The sequence below is a fragment of the Streptomyces sp. NPDC002896 genome (genome assembly GCF_040295225.1).
Taxonomy (GTDB): domain Bacteria; phylum Actinomycetota; class Actinomycetes; order Streptomycetales; family Streptomycetaceae; genus Streptomyces.
This window is the reverse complement of sequence record NZ_JBEOVA010000010.1, coordinates 1-18,541: the sequence shown is the minus strand read 5'-3', so window position 1 is coordinate 18,541 and position 18,541 is coordinate 1. Positions and strand designations below refer to the sequence as shown.

General features: G+C 73.1%; 13 protein-coding genes and 1 riboswitch. All 13 genes read right to left on the bottom strand.

Features of this window, described 5'->3' with window-relative positions:
• Nucleotides 1–223 precede the first annotated feature (223 nt).
• Complete coding sequence (gene cobC, locus ABT009_RS19740) at nt 224–1,282, bottom strand: Rv2231c family histidinol phosphate aminotransferase CobC (RefSeq protein ID WP_502989921.1); 1,059 nt, start codon at nt 1,280–1,282, stop codon at nt 224–226.
• Nucleotides 1,266–2,192, bottom strand: a complete 927-nt coding sequence (locus ABT009_RS19735; RefSeq protein ID WP_351296099.1) for a sirohydrochlorin chelatase — start codon at nt 2,190–2,192, stop codon at nt 1,266–1,268. The genes cobC and ABT009_RS19735 overlap by 17 nt, the downstream gene beginning before the upstream one ends.
• Nucleotides 2,189–2,782, bottom strand: a complete 594-nt coding sequence (locus ABT009_RS19730; protein WP_351296096.1) for a precorrin-8X methylmutase — start codon at nt 2,780–2,782, stop codon at nt 2,189–2,191. Before ABT009_RS19730 ends, ABT009_RS19735 begins: the two co-directional genes overlap by 4 nt.
• Nucleotides 2,779–4,566 (bottom strand): precorrin-3B C(17)-methyltransferase, encoded by a 1,788-nt coding sequence (gene cobJ / locus ABT009_RS19725; RefSeq protein ID WP_351296093.1) that lies wholly within the window; start codon nt 4,564–4,566, stop codon nt 2,779–2,781. The genes ABT009_RS19730 and cobJ overlap by 4 nt, the downstream gene beginning before the upstream one ends.
• Nucleotides 4,563–5,837 carry a precorrin-6y C5,15-methyltransferase (decarboxylating) subunit CbiE gene (gene cbiE, locus ABT009_RS19720; RefSeq protein WP_351296989.1) on the bottom strand — a complete coding sequence of 425 codons (1,275 nt, stop codon included), beginning with the start codon at nt 5,835–5,837 and terminating at the stop codon, nt 4,563–4,565. Before cbiE ends, cobJ begins: the two co-directional genes overlap by 4 nt.
• A gap of 2 nt (nt 5,838–5,839) precedes the next feature.
• A complete protein-coding gene (cobM, locus tag ABT009_RS19715; protein ID WP_351296986.1) occupies nt 5,840–6,658 on the bottom strand; it encodes a precorrin-4 C(11)-methyltransferase in 819 nt (272 codons plus the stop codon).
• A 68-nt stretch (nt 6,659–6,726) separates the two neighbouring features.
• Nucleotides 6,727–7,479, bottom strand: coding sequence for a precorrin-2 C(20)-methyltransferase (cobI, locus tag ABT009_RS19710; RefSeq protein ID WP_351296090.1), 753 nt, complete (start codon nt 7,477–7,479; stop codon nt 6,727–6,729).
• Nucleotides 7,476–9,059, bottom strand: a complete 1,584-nt coding sequence (locus tag ABT009_RS19705; RefSeq protein ID WP_351296983.1) for a cobyrinic acid a,c-diamide synthase CobB — start codon at nt 9,057–9,059, stop codon at nt 7,476–7,478. The genes cobI and ABT009_RS19705 overlap by 4 nt, the downstream gene beginning before the upstream one ends.
• 11 nt (nt 9,060–9,070) lie before the next feature.
• Complete coding sequence (gene cobO, locus ABT009_RS19700) at nt 9,071–9,679, bottom strand: cob(I)yrinic acid a,c-diamide adenosyltransferase (RefSeq protein ID WP_351296087.1); 609 nt, start codon at nt 9,677–9,679, stop codon at nt 9,071–9,073.
• On the bottom strand, nt 9,679–11,754 hold the full coding sequence (locus ABT009_RS19695) for a putative cobaltochelatase (protein ID WP_351296084.1): 2,076 nt from the start codon (nt 11,752–11,754) through the stop codon (nt 9,679–9,681). The genes cobO and ABT009_RS19695 overlap by 1 nt, the downstream gene beginning before the upstream one ends.
• The gene (cobN, locus tag ABT009_RS19690; protein ID WP_351296081.1) at nt 11,751–15,413 is read right to left on the bottom strand and encodes a cobaltochelatase subunit CobN; all 3,663 of its coding nucleotides are present in this window, start codon (nt 15,411–15,413) and stop codon (nt 11,751–11,753) included. The genes ABT009_RS19695 and cobN overlap by 4 nt, the downstream gene beginning before the upstream one ends.
• The gene (locus ABT009_RS19685) at nt 15,410–16,921 is read right to left on the bottom strand and encodes a cobyric acid synthase (protein ID WP_351296078.1); all 1,512 of its coding nucleotides are present in this window, start codon (nt 16,919–16,921) and stop codon (nt 15,410–15,412) included. The genes cobN and ABT009_RS19685 overlap by 4 nt, the downstream gene beginning before the upstream one ends.
• Nucleotides 16,918–18,003, bottom strand: a complete 1,086-nt coding sequence (locus ABT009_RS19680) for a cobalamin biosynthesis protein (protein ID WP_351296075.1) — start codon at nt 18,001–18,003, stop codon at nt 16,918–16,920. The genes ABT009_RS19685 and ABT009_RS19680 overlap by 4 nt, the downstream gene beginning before the upstream one ends.
• Before the next feature lie 199 nt (nt 18,004–18,202).
• Nucleotides 18,203–18,332: riboswitch (cobalamin riboswitch) on the bottom strand.
• Nucleotides 18,333–18,541: the final 209 nt, after the last annotated feature.

Sequence of the window (18,541 nt, the reverse complement as noted above, 5' to 3'; positions counted from 1 at the left end):
GGCTGGCTCGGCCGGCCCCGCTGAGCGGGCGGGGACCGGGCGTGATCGGGCGGGCGGCGGGCTGGAGGGGGGCCCGCCGCCGGTTCTGTGGGCAGGTGTTCCGCAGGGCGATGGGGGTACCTCCCACGCCCTTAAGGCAATGGGGGAGGGTGGGCACAGAACCGGCCACCGGGCCGCACCTGCCGACGAAACCCCGACGCGAGGGCCGGTAGGCCCACCGGACTCAGCCCTGAAGCGCCTTGCCGAGGGCAAGCAGGAACGCGTCCGTCGTGGCCCGGTCCCGGGTCGCCAGGCGGAGCCAGTCCGGGCCCAGGCCCGGGAAGGTGTCGCCGCGGCGGGCCGCGAAGCCGAGGTCGCGCAGGCGGTCGCGGACCTGGTCGGCGCCGGGGATGCGGACGAGTACGAAGGGGCCTTCGGCGGGGCCCACCACATGCCGTACCTGGTCGAACTCGCCCAGACCGGCGACCAGGTGGGCGCGGTCCTCGGCGATGTGGAGCGCGGCCTGTTCGGCCTCGGCCAGTGCGGTCGGCTCGCAGCACGCCTCGGCGGCCGCGAGGGCGGGCGACGAGACGGGCCAGAGCGGCTGGGCGTGCTCCAGCGTGCTGATCGTCTCCGGGTCCGCGAGGACGTAGCCGATGCGCAGGCCCGCGAGTCCCCACGTCTTCGTGAGGCTGCGCAGCACGACCAGCCCCGGCACGTCCGTGCGATCCGCCAGTGCCTCCCGCTCACCCGGTACGGCGTCCATGAACGCCTCGTCCACGACCAACGTCCGCCCCGGGCGGGCGAGTTCGGCGATGAGCGCGGCCGGGTGCAGCACGGACGTCGGGTTCGTCGGGTTGCCGATCACGACCAGGTCGGCGTCCTCGGGAACGGCCGCCGGGTCCAGGCGGAAGCCGTCCTCCTCGCGCAGCAGCACCCGGCCCACCTCGTGTCCGGCGTCCCGCAGGGCCGCCTCGGGCTCGGTGAACTGCGGGTGCACGACAACGGGATTACGGGGCTTCAGTGCGCGTGCGAGCAGGACGAAAGCCTCCGCCGCGCCTGCCGTCAGCAGCACGCGGTCCGGCGGCAGTCCGTGTCGCTGTGCCACCGCGGCCCGTGCGGTCCGGCCGTCCGGGTAGGCGGCCAGTGAGTCGAGGGATGCCGCGATGCGCGCCTTCAGCCAGTCCGGCGGAGTGCCCGCGCGTACGTTCACCGCGAGGTCCGTCAGCCCGGAGGCACCGCGTACCTCGACGTCGCCGTGATGCCGCAGATCCGGCCCGTCGGCGTCAGTGGGCGTGTGCATGGCCGCCCTGGTGGTGGTGTCCGTGTCCGTGGTGGTGGCCGTCGTCGTCCGGGTGGAAGTGCGGCTGCTGGGGCAGGCCCACCTTGTCCTCGAAGCCGGGCAGCGCGATGCGGTACACGCACGAGTCGCAGTTCATCCGCAGATCGCCCTTGACCGCCTCCTCGTACCGCTCCATCACCAGGTCGAGCAGCTCCTCCTCGGGGCCGATGACGTCGGCCGAGCGCACCTCGATGTCCGGGTGCGCCGCTGCCCAGCCCTCCGTCTGCTGCCGCACCCGGTCGGGGAGGATGCCGGTGAAGAGGAAGTAGGGGAGTACGACGATGCGGCGCGCGCCCAGCTTCGCGCAGCGGTCCAGGCCCGACGGCACGTCCGGTGCCGCGAGGGACACGAACGCGGTCTCCACGCCTGCGTAGCCGCGGCCCTCCCACAGCAGTCGCGCCGCCTTGTGCACCTCGGCGTTGGCGTCCGGGTCCGTCGAACCCCGGCCGACCAGCAGCACGGTCACGTCGGCGCGGTCCGCGGGCGTGCGGGCCGCGCCGCCCAGCGCCTCGTCGAGCCGCCGCTCGAGGACGGCGAGGAGGGAGGGGTGCGGGCCCAGCGGGCGCCCGTAGGCGTACGAGATGCCGGGGTGCCGCTCCTTCTCGCGGGCCAGGGCCGCCGGGATGTCGCCCTTGGCGTGCCCGGCGGACACCAGCATCAGCGGTACGGCCGCGAAACGGCGTACCCCCTGCTCCACGAGCCCGCCCACCGCCTCGGTGAGCGGGGGCGGCGACAACTCGATGAACCCGCCCGCGACGGGCAGTTCGGGGTGGCGGCGGCCCAGTTCCCGTACGAAGTCGCGGAAGGCCTCGGCGCCTGCCTCGTCCCGGGTGCCGTGGCCGGCGATGAGCAGAGCGGGCGGGGTGGTCACGGATTCTCCTTCGGAGCCTTTGAAACAGGGTGGTACAGCAGGGCGTTCAGCGCGGCCGCGGCGACCGCCGAACCGCCCTTCTCAGAGATGTTGCTGACGGCGGGCAGGCCGCTCTCGCGCAGCGCCGCCTTGGACTCCGCCGCACCGACGAAGCCGACCGGCAGGCCGATGACCAGCGCCGGCGCGGCGTCGAGCGTGAGCAGCTCCTCAAGGGCGGTCGGTGCGCAGCCGATCACCCACAGCGCACCCGGTCCGACCTGCTCGTACGCGAGCCGGACCGCGTGCGCCGAACGCGTCAGCGAAGGTGTGGCTTTGGCGTCCTTCAGCCGGCACACGGTCTCGCGGCGCGTGATGCCCGCGGCCACCATCTCCACGTCCACGACGACCGGCGCCCCGGAGTGCAGCGTGGCGTGCGCCTTCTCCAGCGCGCTCTCGTCGGTGACGAGATCGGTCGCGTAGTCGAGATCGGCCGCGGAGTGGATGACCCGCTCCACGACCGCCCGCGTCAACGGCGGGAAGTGCGAGGTGTCGAGGCGGGAGCGCAGCCGCCGGAACGACTCCTGCTCGATGGGATGGACGACGCGGTTCATTCGGTCCCCTCCTGCCAGCGGTAGCCGCGCGGCGTGACCATGCGGCCCGCGATCTCACGGGTCGCCGTGTTGCCGACGGTCACCACGGTCATCATGTCGACCGTCGCCGGGTCGAGTTCGGCCAGGGTGGTCAGCCGGCTCGACTCGTCCGCGCGCGAGGCGTTGCGCACGACACCGACGGGCGTCGTCGGCTCCCGGTGCTCGGCGAGGATCGCGAGCGCCTTCGGCAGCTGCCAGTCGCGGCCGCGGCTGCGCGGGTTGTAGAAGGTGACGACGATGTCCGCCTCGGCCGCCGCCCGCACCCGCCGCTCGATGACCTCCCACGGAGTGTGCAGGTCGGAGAGGCTGATGGAGGCGTGGTCGTGCCCGAGCGGAGCGCCGAGGATCGCCCCGGCGGCCAGCGCCGCCGTCACGCCCGGCACGCCGACCACGTCGATGTCGTCGGAGGCCTCGGCCAGCGCGGGGGAGGCCATGGCATAGACGCCCGCGTCGCCGCTTCCGATCAGGGCGACGGCCTGCCCGCGCCGCGCCTCGGCCACGGCGGTACGGGCCCGCTCCTCCTCCGCACCGAGACCCGACTCCAGGATCCGGGTGCCCGGCCGCAGCAGATCGCGGATCTGGTCCACGTACTGGTCGAGCCCGACCAGCACGGACGCCCTGCGCAGCTCGTCCTTGGCGCGCGGCGTGAGCAGGTCCCGCGCACCGGGACCCAGCCCGACGACGGCGAGTCGCCCGCGCCCGGGCCTGCGCACGACAGCACAGGTGGCCATGGCGGGCTGACCGTCGGGTCGCGTGGACTTCCGCTTCGGCACGAGGAGTTCACCACCGCGCACCAGGGCCGCGGCCTCCGCCACGGACGGGGTCCCTACAGCGGCGAGGGGCGCCCCCGACGGATTCGGCACGTCGACCCCCGCCAACTCGTCCGCGCCGTAGGTCACGACGGGAACCCCGAGCTGCCGGGCAGCCTCGACGATCCCGGCCTCGCCGGCCTTCGCATCGACGGTGGCCAGCTCGGCGACGGAGAGGGGGGAGAGCGCGGCGTCACGGAGAGCGGTACGGATGAGGTCGAGGATCTCGTCGGCGGGGGCGCCTTTGGAGGCACCGACTCCGACGACGAGGGAGGGAGGCCGAAGGACGACCTGCCCGTCGACGGGCTCAACCAGCCGATCGGTGACGCGCAACTGTTGTGGGCCGTTCCGCAGGGCGATGGGAGTCCCCCCTGCTGGAGCGGAGCCGAGAGCTTGGGGGAGGGTGGGCACAACCCACGACGGCGGGTACTGCGCGTCGTACGTCACGTTGGACGGCAGGGCCGGCAACGGCCAAGCCACCTCCGCCTGAAGGGCAACGGGCTCCCCGTCAAGCATGGCCCGAGAAACCCCCGCAACGTCCCCCTCAACGGGAAACCCAAGCGTATCGAGCCCAGGCACCCCGACGGAGTCGGTCGCGGTGGTCACGACGGGCTGCGCACCAAGAACCTCGCCCACTTCCTGGGCGAGTCGGTTGGCGCCCCCGCCGTGTCCCCCCACGAGGGACACGGCAAACCGCCCCGCCTCGTCGACACACACGATCCCGGGGTCGGACGCCTTGTCGCCCAACAAGGGGGCGACAAGGCGAACCACGGCCCCCGTGGCAAGGAAGCACACAAGCTGCTCACACTCACCGAAGGCCCGCCGCACGGCGTCCCCCACGGCCCCGTCGTACACCCGGGTCCGCCCGGGCCAGGCGGCGGCCAGCCGCTCACAGCCCACGGCGCCCGCCGCGGTCGCGGAGATCAGGCCGATCACTGGGTCACTCCTTCAGCAGGCGCGGGACGCGTGCCCCACAGCAGGAAAACGGGATTGGTCGCCGCCAGCCGGGTCACGTCCCCCGGCAGCGGCGCAAGCCGGGACGAGGACAGCAGGACCCCGTCGCAGACGAACCCGGCCCCGGTCAGGGCGGCCCGGGCCGCGGGCACGCGGTCCAGTGCGGCCATCGCCACGACCACCGCGCGCCGCGCCCGCCGCGCGCACGCGGTGACGATCGCGGGCAGCTCCCGGCCCCCGCCGCCGACGAACACGGCGTCCGGGTCCGGCAGATCGGACAGTACGGTGGGCGCGGCGCCGTGCACGGCCTGCACGTCGACGCCGTGCGCCGCGGCGTTGGCCGCGATGCGCGCGACGCCGTCGGCCGTCTTCTCCACGGCGACGACGGCCGCGCCGAACCGCGCGCACTCCACGGCGACGGAGCCCGAGCCCGCCCCCACGTCCCAGACCAGGTCGCCGACGCGCGGCCCGAGCCTGGCCAGGGCCAGCGCCCGTACCTCGAACTTGCTGATCATCGAGTCGCGGTGCTCGAACTCGGTCTCGTCCAGCGCCCATCGGGCGGGTCCGGGCCGAGGCCCGGCGACACTGCGCATGGGTGCGAGGGCACGCGACTCGTCCAGGCACAGGACCACGTTCACCGCCGGACCCCAGTCGCGCGCGGCGGCCTCGGCGGGCGTGACCCGCTCGACGCGTTCGCGTCCGGGGTCGCCGAGCGCGGTCGCGACGACGAGGGTCCGCCCGCGGGAAGAGCGGGCGAGCGCGGCGCCCAGCTCGGCGGGCCCCGCGCCCGGACCGGTCAGCACCGCCACCTTCGGATGCGCCCGGCAGACGTTCACCGCCGTACGCAGATCGCGCCCGTGCGCGCTCACGACGACCGCGTCGTCCCACGGCAGCCCGTTCCGAGCGAAGGCGGCCGCCACGGACGAAACGCCCGGCCGTACGTCGAGCGCCGCTGACCCGAACCGCTCCGCCAGCGCACGTACGATCCCGAAGAACCCCGGGTCGCCCGAAGCGAGCACGACGACCGGGCCGACGGCTCCGGGCTGCTCCCGGTACTCCTTCACGTACTGCTCGAGCGCGTCCAGGGCGGGCGCCAGCGGACCCAGCACGATGCGCTGCGCCACGGCCGGCAGCGAGTCCGAGGCGGCGTCGAGATGACGACGTGCGCCGACCGCCAGACCGGCGCCGGCGAGAGCGGCCTCGGCGTCCGGCGGCAGGGGCGCCCCCGTGCCCGTACCGACGACCGTGATCACGGTCATGGTTTCGCGCCCTGCGTACGAAGGGCCTTGCGGGCCTCGGGGTCAGCCTTGCGGAAGCCGTGGAAGTGGCCGGGGTGGTAGAGGTGCGAGCGGGTGCCGTGCGCGTCCAGCGCCGGGCCGACCAGGAACAGCGTGTGCTTCCACAGCTTGTGCTCCTTGACCGTCTCCTCCAGCGTGCCGATCGTGCACGTGAGGACGAGCTCCTCCGGCCAGGTCGCCTGGTACGCGACGACGACCGGCGTGGTCGTCGGATAGCCGCCCTCCAGCAGCTCCCGCACCAGCTGGCCGCTGCGGGCGGCCGACAGGAACAGCGCCATCGTCGTGCCGTGCCGCGCGAACTCCCGTACCTCCTCGCCCGGCGGCATCGGCGTCTTGCCGCCGCCGAGCCGCGTGAGGATCACCGACTGGGCCACCTCCGGGATCGTCAGCTCGCGCTGCGCGATCGCGGCGACCGCCGAGAACGACGACACGCCCGGCACGATCTCCGTCTCGATGCCGATCTCCGCACACCGGTCCACCTGCTCCTGCGTACCGCCCCACAGCGCCGGGTCGCCGGAGTGGATACGCGCCACCTTCAGGCCCTCGGCCGCGGCCCGCTGGTAGACGGCGACGACGTCCTCGAGCGACATCGTCGCCGAGTCGAGGATCTCGGCGCCCTCGCGCGCGTGCTCGAGGACCTCCGCCTGCACCAGGCTGGCCGCCCAGATGACGACGTCGGCGTCCGCGATGGCGCGCGCGGCACGGAACGTGAGCAGATCGGCGGCGCCCGGTCCGGCACCGACGAAGGTCACCTTGCCGGCGTTGGCATCGGCCACATCGGCCATGGGATGTCGTCCTCTCGGGTCGTTCACGTCGTTCACGGGGAGAAGGGAGTGATGCGGCCTCACAGCTTTCCGCCGCGGCCGCCGTCGCGCCGCGCGGGTGCGATGAGCGTCGACAGATACGGCAGCACCGCGTCGCCGTCCAGCTCCGCGGCCTGGCTGATCGACTCCTCGGGCAGGCCGAGCGCGGAGCCCCACACCGCGTCGTCGATCCGCCCGGTCTCGCGCAGCGCGGCCGCCACCTCACCGGCGAGCCGCCCGAACTTGTACGCGACCACGGTGCCGGGCCCGGACAGCGCGTCCTTCAGGACGGCCGAGCCCGCCGTGACGGGCACCAGCGTCAGCGGCTCCGTGCCCTCCGTCAGCACGGCACCCGACCGTGCCGCCAGATCCTGCATCGCGGTGATGCCGGGCACCGTCTCGATCACCGTTCCCGGCACCGACTCGGTGATGGTCTGCGCGAGATACGTGAAGGTGGAGTACACGTTCGGGTCGCCGATCGTGGCGAACGCGACCGTGCCGTGCCGCCGCAGCAGCCCGGCCACCCGCTCGCCCGCTGCGTCCCAGGCGGCCTCGCGCCGGGCCCGGTCGGTGCGCTCGTTGAGGGCGAAGACGACGCGTACGACCTTCTCCTCGGGGACGTAGTGGAGCACGGTCGCCTCCGCGCGCCCCGGCTCGCCGCCGTCCTGCCCGCCGGGCGCGGCCATCACGGGTACGACGACGGCGTCAGCGGCGCGAAGGGCGTTGACGCCCTTGACGGTCACCAGCTCCGGGTCGCCGGGACCGACCCCGACACCTATCAGCCTGCTGCTCATGACCTTGCGCACCTCTCGACGAACCGACGGGCCACACCGGGCTCGGCGGCCCAGTGCGTATGCAGATAACTGGCGTGCACGCCCTGCTGGACGAAGCCTTCGACGCGGCGTTCGGCTGCCGCGGCGGCGGTGAACCCCCAGGCGGGAGCCGCTCCGGCCCCCGGTTCCAGCACCGTGCGGTGGAACTCGTGCCCGCGCATCCGCGTACCGGCGGCCGCGAGCACACTGTCGGACACCGCCACGGCCTCCCGGTAGCCGAGCGTCAGCCGCTCCGACATCCGCGCGTCGGCGTCGAGCACACCGCACATCGGCTTCGCGTCCAGGGACCTAGCCAGGTACAGCAGCCCAGCACACTCGGCCGCGACGGGCGCCCCGGAGCCGGCCAACTCGGCAACGGCCTTACGCAACGTCTCGTTGGCGGACAGCTCCGGCGCGTACACCTCGGGGAACCCACCCCCGATGACCAGCCCCTGCGTGCCCTCGGGCAGTTGCTCGTCGCGGAGGGGATCAAAGGTGACGACTTCGGCCCCAGCGGCGGCAAGCAACTCGGAGTGCTCGACGTAGGAAAAGGTGAAGGCGGCCCCGGCGGCGACGGCTACGCGAGGCGGTTGCGCCGGTTGTGGGCAGGCGTTCCGCACGGCGATGGGGGTCCCCCCTGCTCGAGCGGAGTCGAGAGCTTGGGGGAGGGTGGGCACAACCGGCCCCCCGCCCGCACCCGAAGAACCGCCCTCGGCCAGCGAAGGGGGGCCCGGGGCGAAGCCCCGGTTTCGGGATGGGGTGCCCGCGCGCGGAGCGCGCTGAAAGGGCACAGCGGGGAAAGAGCCGCCGCAGGCAACAGCCTCAGCCGGATCCCACCCCCCACCAGCCAACGCCGGCGCACTACGCGCCAACGCCAACAACCCCTCAAGATCACACCCTTGCCGAACCTGCTCAGCAAGGGCCCGCACAGACTCCACGGCCTCACCCCGCCGCTCGGCAACAGGTACGAGCCCCAGATGCCGAGACGGCGTACGAACCTGCCGGACCCGCCGCAACGCGCCGAGAACGGGCACTCCGGACTCGTCCAACGCCTCTCGCAGCAGCGATTCGTGCCGCTCCGACCCCACCTTGTTGAGGATCACGCCCCCGATCCGCACCTCCGGATCCCACGAGGCGAACCCGTGCACAAGCGCGGCAACCGAGCGCGACTGCGACGACGCGTCGACGACGAGAACCACAGGCGCCCGCAACAGCTTGGCCACCTGTGCGGTCGAGGCCAGCTCACCGCGGCCGGACGCCCCGTCGTACAGCCCCATCACACCCTCGACGACGGCGAGATCACACCCCCGCGCCCCGTGCGCGAACAGGGGCGCGATCAACTCGGGCCCGCACATGTACGCATCGAGGTTCCGCCCGGGCCGCCCCGTCGCCAGCGCGTGATAGCCGGGATCGATGTAGTCGGGCCCGACCTTGTGCGGCGACACGGCGAGACCGCGCTCCGCGAACGCCGCCATCAGCCCCGTGGCCACGGTGGTCTTGCCGCTGCCCGACGAGGGAGCGGCGATGACCAGCCGGGGGACCCGGCAGCCCGAGCCGCTCACCGCGCCACCGCTCACCACTCGATGCCTCTCTGGCCCTTCTGGCCGGCGTCCATCGGATGCTTGACCTTGGACATGTCGGTCACGAGGTCCGCGAAGTCCACCAGCTTCTCGGGGGCGTTGCGCCCGGTGATCACCACATGCTGGGTGCCGGGCCGGTCGCGCAGCACGGAGATCACCTCGTCGGTGTCGATCCAGCCCCAGTGCATGGGGTACGCGAACTCGTCCAGCACGTACAGGCGGTACGTCTCCGCGGCCAGGTCACGTTTGACCTGCTCCCATCCCTCGCGGGCCTTCTCCTCGTTCGTGAGCTCCCCGTCGGACGGGGCGCGCTGGATCCACGACCAGCCCTCGCCCATCTTGTGCCACGCAACCGACCCGCCCTCGTCGGAGGCGCCGAGCACCTTGAGCGCGTTCTCCTCGCCGACCTTCCACTTCGCCGACTTGACGAACTGGAACACCCCGATCGGCCACCCCTGGTTCCAGGCGCGCAGCGCAAGACCGAAGGCGGCGGTCGACTTGCCCTTGCCGATGCCGGTGTGCACGACGACGAGCGGCCGGTTGCGGCGCTGGCGGGTGGTGAGTCCGTCGTCCGGTACGACGGCCGGCTGTCCCTGCGGCATTACGCGGCCCTCCTCTTGGTTCCCTGAACGTCCCGAACGTCACGTACGAGTCCGGCGATGGCGTCGGCCCTCAGCTCGTCGAGCGTGACGGCCGTCCCGCCGAGATCGCCTGCGAGCTGCGCGGCGAGCCCGAGCCGTACCGGCCCCGACTCGCAGTCGACGACCACGGACGCGGTGCCCTCGGCCGCATGCAGCCGCGCCGCACGCCGGGCGAGCTCCACGGGCTGGGGACCGCCCGTGGCCCGCCCATCCGTCACCACGACCAGCAGCGGCCGCCGCGCCGCATCCCGCAGCCGCTCCACGCGCAGCACGTCATGCGCCTTCAGCAGCCCGGCCGCGAGCGGCGTACGGCCGCCCGTCGGCAGCGACTCGAGCCGCGCCGCGGCCGCGTCCACCGACGAGGTGGGCGGCAGCGCCACGTCGGCCGCCGACCCGCGGAAGGTGATCAGCCCCACCTTGTCCCGCCGCTGGTACGCGTCAAGCAGCAGCGACAGCACCGCGCCCTTCACGGCGCTCATCCGCTGTCGGGCCGCCATCGACCCTGAGGCGTCCACGACGAAGAGCACGAGGTTGCCCTCGCGGCCCTCCCGCGTCGCCTGCCGCAGATCGTCCCGCCGGACCACAAGACCCGGACCGCTGCGGCCGCGTGCCCGCTGATGCGGCGCCGCGGCCTGCACGGTGGCCGCCAAGTGCAGCTTGGTGAGTGCCCCTTGCGGTCGCCGGGCACCCGTCGTACGGCCGTGCTCGGTGCGCGCCCGCGACCGCCGCCCGGCAGCACCCTCACCGAGGCCGGGCACGGTCAGCGTCTTCGTACGGAACGGCTCCGTGGCCCGCACGGCGGTCTGCTCGCGACCGGGACCGCCGCGGCCCTCGGCGTCGTCGGAGGCCTCGCCGGGGCGGGCCGCGGCGGAAGCATCCCCGGCGTCCGGCTGCCCAGTGCTGCCGCCGTCCGGCTCCGGGGCGTCCTCCGCACGGGCCGGAGGCGGTGCGTCCGGCCCGCTGTCCTGGGGCGACTGCCCGCCGCCACCGCCCGGCCCGTCCGGATCCGGGTCGTCGTCCTCGTCCCCGCCGAACTCCTGAAGCGTCTCGTCGAGCTTGTCCTCGTCGAGACCGGGGGCGTCGAAGGGATTGCGGCGACGCCGGTGCGGCAGCGCGAGCAGCGCGGCCTGCCGCACATCCTCGGCGAGTACATCCGTACGCCCGGCCCACGCGGCCAGCGCGGTCGCGGTCCGGGCCATCACGATGTCGGCGCGCATGCCGTCGACCTCGAAGGCGGCACAGGTCGCCGCGATCTGCCGCAGCGCCCCGTCGCCGAGCCGCACGGACGGAAGCAGCTTCCGCGCCGCCACGATGCGTGCCCGCACCGCGGCCTCCTCGTCGGCCCAGCGCGCGGCGAAGGCGGCCGGATCGTCGTCGTACGCGAGCCGTCGCCGTACGACCTCGACCCGCTGCTCGGGCTCCCGCGAGGCCGCGACCTCCACGGTCAGCCCGAACCGGTCCAGCAACTGCGGCCGCAGCTCGCCCTCTTCGGGATTCATGGTCCCGACCAGCAAGAAACGCGCGGCGTGCCGGACGGACACACCCTCACGCTCGACGTACGAGGCACCCATGGCGGCGGCGTCGAGCAGCAGGTCGACCAGGTGGTCGTGGAGGAGGTTGACCTCGTCGACGTACAGGATCCCGCGGTGCGCGGCGGCGAGCAGTCCCGGCTCGAACGCCTTCACGCCCTCCGCGAGCGCCCGCTCGATGTCGAGCGCGCCCACGAGCCGGTCCTCCGAGGCACCGACGGGCAGCTCGACCATCCGCGCGGACCGCGCGGTACCGCCGCCCGGCTCGTGCGGCCCGTCCGGGCACTTCGGGTCGGGCGCGGCGGGGTCGCAGGAGAACCGGCACCCGGCGACGACCTCGACATCCGGCATCAGGGCCGACAGCGCCCGCACGGCGGTCGACTTCGCCGTGCCCTTCTCACCGCGCACGAGCACGCCGCCCACGGCCGGCGAGACCGCGTTGAGCAGCAGCGCCAGCCGTAGATCGTCCTGCCCGACGATCGCGGTGAACGGATAGGGGGTACTCACTCGTCGCCCTCCAGATCGCCCTCGAGCTCCAGATACGTGGCCCGCAACTGCTCCAGCGTCTCTGCGTCCGGCTCGGCCCACAGGCCGCGGTCCGCCGCCTCAAGGAGGCGTTCCGTGATGCCGCGCAGCGCCCAGGGGTTGGACTGCTTCATGAAGTCCCGGTTCTCCGGGTCGAAGACGTACTCCGCGCTGAGCTTCTCGTACATCCAGTCGTCCACGACGCCCGCCGTCGCGTCGTACCCGAACAGGTAGTCCACGGTGGCGGCCATCTCGAAAGCACCCTTGTAGCCGTGCCTCCGCATGGCCGCCATCCAGCGCGGATTGACGACCCGCGCCCGGAAAACCCGGTGCGTCTCCTCGCCGAGCGTGCGCGTCTTCACCTGGTCCGGTACTGCGCTGTCGCCGACGTACGCCTCGGGGCTGGCCCCCGTCAGATGCCGCACCATGGCCACCATGCCGCCGTGGTACTGGAAGTAGTCGTCGGCGTCGACGAGATCGTGTTCTCTCGTGTCCACATTCTTCGCCGCCACCGCGATCCGCCGGAACGCCGTCTCCATGTCGCCGCGAGCCGCCCGCCCGTCGAGCCCGCGGCCGTAGGCGTAGCCGCCCCACACCGCGTACACCTCGGCCAGATCCGCGTCGCTCCGCCAGTTGCGGGCGTCGATCAGCGGCAGCAGACCCGCCCCGTACGCGCCCGGCTTCGAGCCGAAGATACGGGCCGTCGCGCGCCGCCGGTCGCCGTGGACGGCGGTGTCCTCGTCCGCATGCGCCCGTACGTAGTTCCGGTCCGCGGGCTCGTCGAGCTCCGCGACCGCCCGTACCGCGTCGTCGATCAGCCCGACGACGTGCGGGAACGCGTCCCGGAAGAAGCCCGAGATGCGGACCGTCACGTCGATGCGCGGGCGGCCCAGCTCCTCCAGGCCCACCACCTCGAAGCCGGTCACACGCCGCGACGCGTCGTCCCACACCGGGCGGCAGCCAAGGAGCGCCAGGATCTCCGCGATGTCGTCGCCCTGGGTGCGCATGGCGGACGTGCCCCAGACCGTCAGGCCGACGGACTTCGGGTACTCGCCCGTGTCCGCGAGGTACCGCGCCACCAGCGAGTCCGCCAGCGACTGCCCGACCTCCCAGGACAGGCGGGACGGGATCGCCTTGGGGTCCACGGAGTAGAAGTTCCGGCCGGTCGGCAGAACGTTGACGAGCCCGCGCGTCGGCGAACCGGACGGGCCCGCAGGGACGTAACCGCCGTCCAGCGCCCGCAGGATGTGGTCGATCTCGTCCGTCGTCCGTGCCAGCCGCGGCACGACCTCGCGGCACGCGAACTCCAGCACCGCTACGGCGTCGGCGAGTTCGAAGCCCAGCACCTCCCGTACGAGACCACGAGCCTCCGCGGTCGCCCAGGCACGCTCCTCCATGCCCTCCGCGACCCGCCGGCACAGCTGCTCCAGCAGGTCGATCGCGTCGGAGGCCGTACGGCACGGGCCCTCGACGAGCGAGGTCAGCCCGTCCGGCACCTTCACCGCCGCGCCGGGCTCACCCAGCAGTTCCTTCTCGACGAGGCCGAAGTGCTCGGCCAGCGCAGCCCGCAGGCCCGGCAGCGCGTTCGCCTGCCCGCCCCACACCTGCGAGGCCCGCAGCACGGCCAGTACGAGGTTGACCCGGGGTTCTCCCACCGGACCGCCGCCCAGGATGTGCAGGCCGTCCCTGATCTGCACGTCCTTGATCTCGCACAGATAGCCGTCGATGTGCATGACGAACTCGTCGAACTCGTCGTCGTCCGGCTGCGCGTCCACATGCAGGTCGTTGTGGAGCTCGGCGGCCTTGACGAGGGTCCAGATCTGGGCGCGGACGGCCGGGGCCTTCGCCGGGTCCAGATCGCTGACCAGCGCGTACTCGTCGAGGAGCTGCTCCAGCTTGGCCAGGTCGCCGTAGGTGTCCGCGCGGGCCATCGGCGGCACGAGGTGGTCGACGACCGTGGCGTGCCCGCGGCGCTTGGCCTGGGTGCCCTCGCCGGGGTCGTTCACGATGAAGGGATAGATCAGCGGCAGGTCCCCGAGGACGGCGTCCGGCGCGCAGGCCTTGGAGAGCCCCAGCCCCTTCCCCGGCAGCCACTCCATCGTGCCGTGCTTGCCCATGTGGACGATGGCGTCCGCGCCGAAGCCCCCCTCCGATGGTGCAGCCTCCAGCCAGCGGTACGCCGCCATGTAGTGGTGCGACGGCGGCATGTCCGGGTCGTGGTAGATCGCGATCGGGTTCTCGCCGAAGCCGCGAGGCGGCTGGATCATGACCACGACGTTCCCGAACTGCAGGGAGGCCAGCACGATGTCGTCGCCGTCCACGTACAGGCTGCCCGGCGGCTCGCCCCACGCCTCCAGCATGGCGTCCCGCAGCTCGGGGTCGAGCTTGTCGAACCACGCGCGGTAGTCGGCGAGCGGCACGCGCGCGGGGGCCGCGGCCAACTGCTCCTCGGTGAGCCACTCCACGTCGTGGCCGCCCGCATCGATGAGCCGGTGGATCAGTTCGTCGCCGCCCGCGGGGTGGCCCTCGACCACGTAGCCCGCGTCGCGCAGCGCGTCGAGGACGCGGACGGCCGATGCCGGGGTGTCGAGTCCGACCGCGTTGCCGACCCGCGAGTGCTTGGTCGGGTACGCGGTGAAGACCAGCGCGAGCTTCTTCTCGGCGTTCGGCTTGTGCTTCAGCCGGGCGTGGCGTACGGCGATTCCGGCGACCCGCGCTGCCCGCTCCGGGTCGGCCGTGTACACCGGGACGTCGTCCGGCCCCTGCTCCTTGAAGGAGAACGGGACGGTGATCAACCGCCCGTCGAACTCGGGGATCGCCACCTGCATCGCCGCGTCCATGGGGGAGAGGGCGGCGTCCGACTCCTCCCAGGCGGCGCGCGAGGAGGTCAGGCAGAGCCCCTGCAGGACGGGGATGTTCAGGTCGGCGAGGGCGCCGATGTCCCATGCCTCCTCGTCGCCGCCCGCAGACGCCTCGGACGCGTGCGTGCCTCCGGCCGCCAGCACGGTGGCCACCAGCGCGTCGGCCTGCCCGAGGATCTCGTACAGGCCCGCGTCCGCACCCCGCAGCGAACCGCAGTACACGGGCAGTGCGTTGGCGCCCCGGGCTTCGATCGCGTCGCACAGGGTGTCCACGAACGCGGTGTTCCCGGACAGCTCGTGGGCGCGGTAGAACAGCACGCCGACGGTCGAGCGCGCCGGATCGTGAGCGCGCCCGCCGTGGACGCCGTACTCGGGCATCTTCTGCGGCTCGGCGAAGCCGTGCCCCGTCAGCAGCACGGTGTCGGACAGGAAGCGCGCCAGCTCCACGAAGTTCCCCGGCCCGCCCTCGACGAGGTAGCGCAGCGCCTCCGCGACGACGCCCGCGGGCACGGACGACTCGGCCATCAACTCGGCGTCCGGCACCGCCTCCCCACCCAGCAGCACGGTCGGAATCCCGGACGACTTCAGTACGGCGAGCCCGTCCTCCCAGGCGCGCTTGCCGCCGAGGAGACGTACGACGGCGATGTCGCAGCCGTCGATGAGCGCGGGCAGGTCGGCCGCCGCGTCGACGCGCGCGGGGTTGCCGATCCGGTACGGGGCGCCGGAGGCGCGGGCCGCCAGCAGATCCGTGTCGGCGGTGGACAGAAGCAGGACGGTCATGAGGGTGCCCCCGGAGCAATGAAGGGGAGACCGGAGGGTGCACCGGTCTCGATCAGGCGGAGCAGCGCGTCGGTGTCCGCGTGTTCTTCGATCAGATCGCCGAGCAGGTCCAGCTGCTCCTCGCGCAGGGCCGAGAAGCTGGTGTCGGGCGCGGGGACGAAGCGGCGGCCGGCGGCCTGCGCCACCTCGCGCAGGAACGCGCGGCGGAAGCCGTCCGACTCCAGCGAGCCGTGCCAGTGCGTGCCCCACACCTCGCCGACGCGGCAGCCTTCGAGGAACGGTTCCCCACCCGTCACATCCGCGACGCCATGATGGATCTCGTACCCCTCGACGGGTTCGCCGAGCGCCGTGCCGGACGGCCGCGTGAGGGTCTTCTCCTTCGCGAACCGCACGCGCACGGGCAACAGCCCGAGGCCCTCGACCTGACCCGCGCGGGACTCGACCTCGTCCTCGATGCGCTCCCCGAGGACCTGGAACCCGCCGCAGATACCGAGGACCGGACGCCCCTCGGCGGCCCGGCGCGCGATCGCGTCCGCGAGGCCGCGCTCGCGCAGCCACTCCAGGGCGCGTACGGTGCCGCGGGTGCCGGGCACGACGACGAGATCCGCGTCGACGAGCTCCTCGGGGCGGTCCACGAACCGCACGACGACGCCCGGTTCGGCGGCGAGCGCGTCCACGTCCGTGAAGTTGGACATCAGCGGGATCGCGCACACGGCGACCCGCAGCACGTCTTCGCCGACGGGCGGGGCGACGGTGGACTCCCGGACCGCGCCGCGGAGCGAGACCCGCAGCCCGTCCTCCTCGTCGATCCCGAGCCCGTGCCGGTACGGCAGCACACCGAACGTACGGCGGCCGGTGAGCTGCTGCAGCATGTCGAGCCCCGGCTCGAGGAGGGACACGTCCCCGCGGAACTTGTTGACCAGGAACCCCGCGATCAGCGCCTGGTCCTCCGGGCTGAGCAGCGCGACCGTACCGAAGAACGACGCGAAGACACCGCCGCGGTCGATGTCGCCCACGACGACGACCGGCAGCCGCGCGGCCCGCGCGATGCCCATGTTGACGATGTCGGTACGCCGCAGATTGATCTCGGCGGGGCTGCCCGCCCCCTCACAGATCACCGCGTCATACGTGCCCCGCAACTCCTCCAGGCACTCCAGGACGGTGCCGAGCAGGGACTCCTGTCGCCCACCGTGGTAGCCCCGGGCACTCAACTCACCGACCGGCTTGCCCATGAGGACCACCTGGCTGCTGCGGTCGCTGCCCGGCTTGAGCAGTACGGGGTTCATGAGCGCCGTCGGCTCGACGCGCGCCGCCTGCGCCTGCATGGCCTGCGCCCGCCCGATCTCGGCACCCTCGCGCGTGACGAACGAGTTCAGGGACATGTTCTGCCCCTTGAAGGGCGCGACTTTGACCCCCTGCCGCACGAGCCACCGGCAGATCCCGGCGGTGACAACACTCTTCCCGGCATCGGAGGTGGTCCCGGCCACCAATAGCCCGCCACCGCTCATGGGTTCCCTCCTGGTTGGTCCTGCTGGTACTGCTGTGGGCAGGCGTTCCGCGGGGCGATGGGGGTCCCCTCTGCTCGAGCGAAGCCGAGAGCTTGGGGGAGGGTGGGCGCAGCCCACGACGCGCGGCGCCTTTGGGCCAAGTCCCGCAAAGACGCCGAGAGGGCACCCACTCCAAGAGCAAGCCAACTGACCCGCCGAGAAAGCCGTACGGCCCGCTCGATGTCCCCGACCTCGACAGGGCGGCCGGACTCGTTGAGCACGGGCCGGTGCTCAACCCTCCCTCCGTAGGAGAGGGTCCCCCCGAGCCGCACGCCGAGCGCCCCCGCAAACGAGGCCTCAACAACCCCGGCGTTGGGACTCGGGTGCTTCCCGGCATCCGCCCGCCAAGCCCGAATGGCCCCGCGCGGATTGCCACCGGCAACGGCGGCGAGGACCGCGGTGAGCCGCGCCCCCGGCCACCCGGCCACGTCGTCGAGCCGCGCGGAAGCCCACCCGTACCGCCGGTACTTCGGCGACTTGTGCCCCACCATCGCGTCCAGCGTGTTGACGGCCCGGAACCCGACCAGCCCCGGCACACCGCCCACCGCGCCCCACACGAGCGCACCCACCACGGCGTCCGACGTGTTCTCGGCGACGGACTCGACCACGGCCCGCGCGATGCCGTCGGCATCCAGCGCCTGAGGATCCCGCCCGCACAGATGGGGCAGCCGCTCCCGCGCGGCCTCGATGTCCCCGGCGGCCAGCGCCCCGCCGACGGCCCGCGCCTCGCGGCCCAGCGAGGTGCCGCCGACCACGGCCCAGGTCGCGGCGGCGGTCAGCGCGACGGAGGCGGTACGTGAGGTGCGTACGGAACGGCCGGCCAGCGCGGCGAGAGCGGTCGCACCCCCGGCGCACACCACCGTGTGCAGCGCGCCCCACCCGCGGTGGTCCCGCCACAGCGCACCCTCCACGGCGGCCGCGGCACGGCCGAACGCGGCGACCGGATGGCCCCGGCGCGGATCGCCGAGGAGCAGGTCGCCCAGGAGGCCGGCGGCGGCACCGTACGCGAAGACGCGCCCGCGCCCGGCACGTTCGGCATGCATTGGAACGGCCGGATACCTGGGTCCAGCCGGATACATGCGACCAGCGGGATGCGTCGGATCAGCCGGTGGCATGGGGTCAGCCCGCCGATACGCCTGGAAGATTCCTCGTACTGCTCAACTCATCGGGCAACCGGCAGCCGCGCATGGCGATATGTCCTCACTCAGGGTCCGCGCCCTGGTTCGACGTGACCGGCGGTGAGAGTCTCCTGGCTCCCGGATCTACGCTTCCCCCGGCCTTCCAACCCATCCGTACGGGCCGTGACTTCCGTGTGGGGGAGCGCTCCCCGGTGACAGTGGCGGGACCGCGCCGGATTCGCACCGGCTTCCTCTCCTGCCGCCGTATTTGGCTCCGGCAGTCCACCACGCCCCGCGAAGGCCCGTCAACTCGCTCTTGACCTGCGACGGGAGAGTGTGCGAAGGCCCACACGTGCGCGCGTGTTCTGCGCACACACAGCAGGTGGGGTGGGGGGGGGGGGGGGGCGGCGGCCCCCCCCCCCCCCCCCCCCCGGCGGGGGGGGGGGGGGGGCGAAAAAGTAGG

What these genes read in the sequence shown, in the direction of transcription:
- cobC (WP_502989921.1), bottom strand. Translation starts at nt 1,282, where the DNA reads ATGCACACGCCCACTGACGCCGACGGGCCGGATCTGCGGCATCACGGC.
- ABT009_RS19730 (WP_351296096.1), bottom strand. Translation starts at nt 2,782, where the DNA reads ATGAACCGCGTCGTCCATCCCATCGAGCAGGAGTCGTTCCGGCGGCTG.
- cobI (WP_351296090.1), bottom strand. Translation starts at nt 7,479, where the DNA reads ATGAGCAGCAGGCTGATAGGTGTCGGGGTCGGTCCCGGCGACCCGGAG.
- cobO (WP_351296087.1), bottom strand. Translation starts at nt 9,679, where the DNA reads ATGCCGCAGGGACAGCCGGCCGTCGTACCGGACGACGGACTCACCACC.
- cobN (WP_351296081.1), bottom strand. Translation starts at nt 15,413, where the DNA reads ATGACCGTCCTGCTTCTGTCCACCGCCGACACGGATCTGCTGGCGGCC.
- ABT009_RS19685 (WP_351296078.1), bottom strand. Translation starts at nt 16,921, where the DNA reads ATGAGCGGTGGCGGGCTATTGGTGGCCGGGACCACCTCCGATGCCGGG.
- ABT009_RS19680 (WP_351296075.1), bottom strand. Translation starts at nt 18,003, where the DNA reads ATGCATGCCGAACGTGCCGGGCGCGGGCGCGTCTTCGCGTACGGTGCC.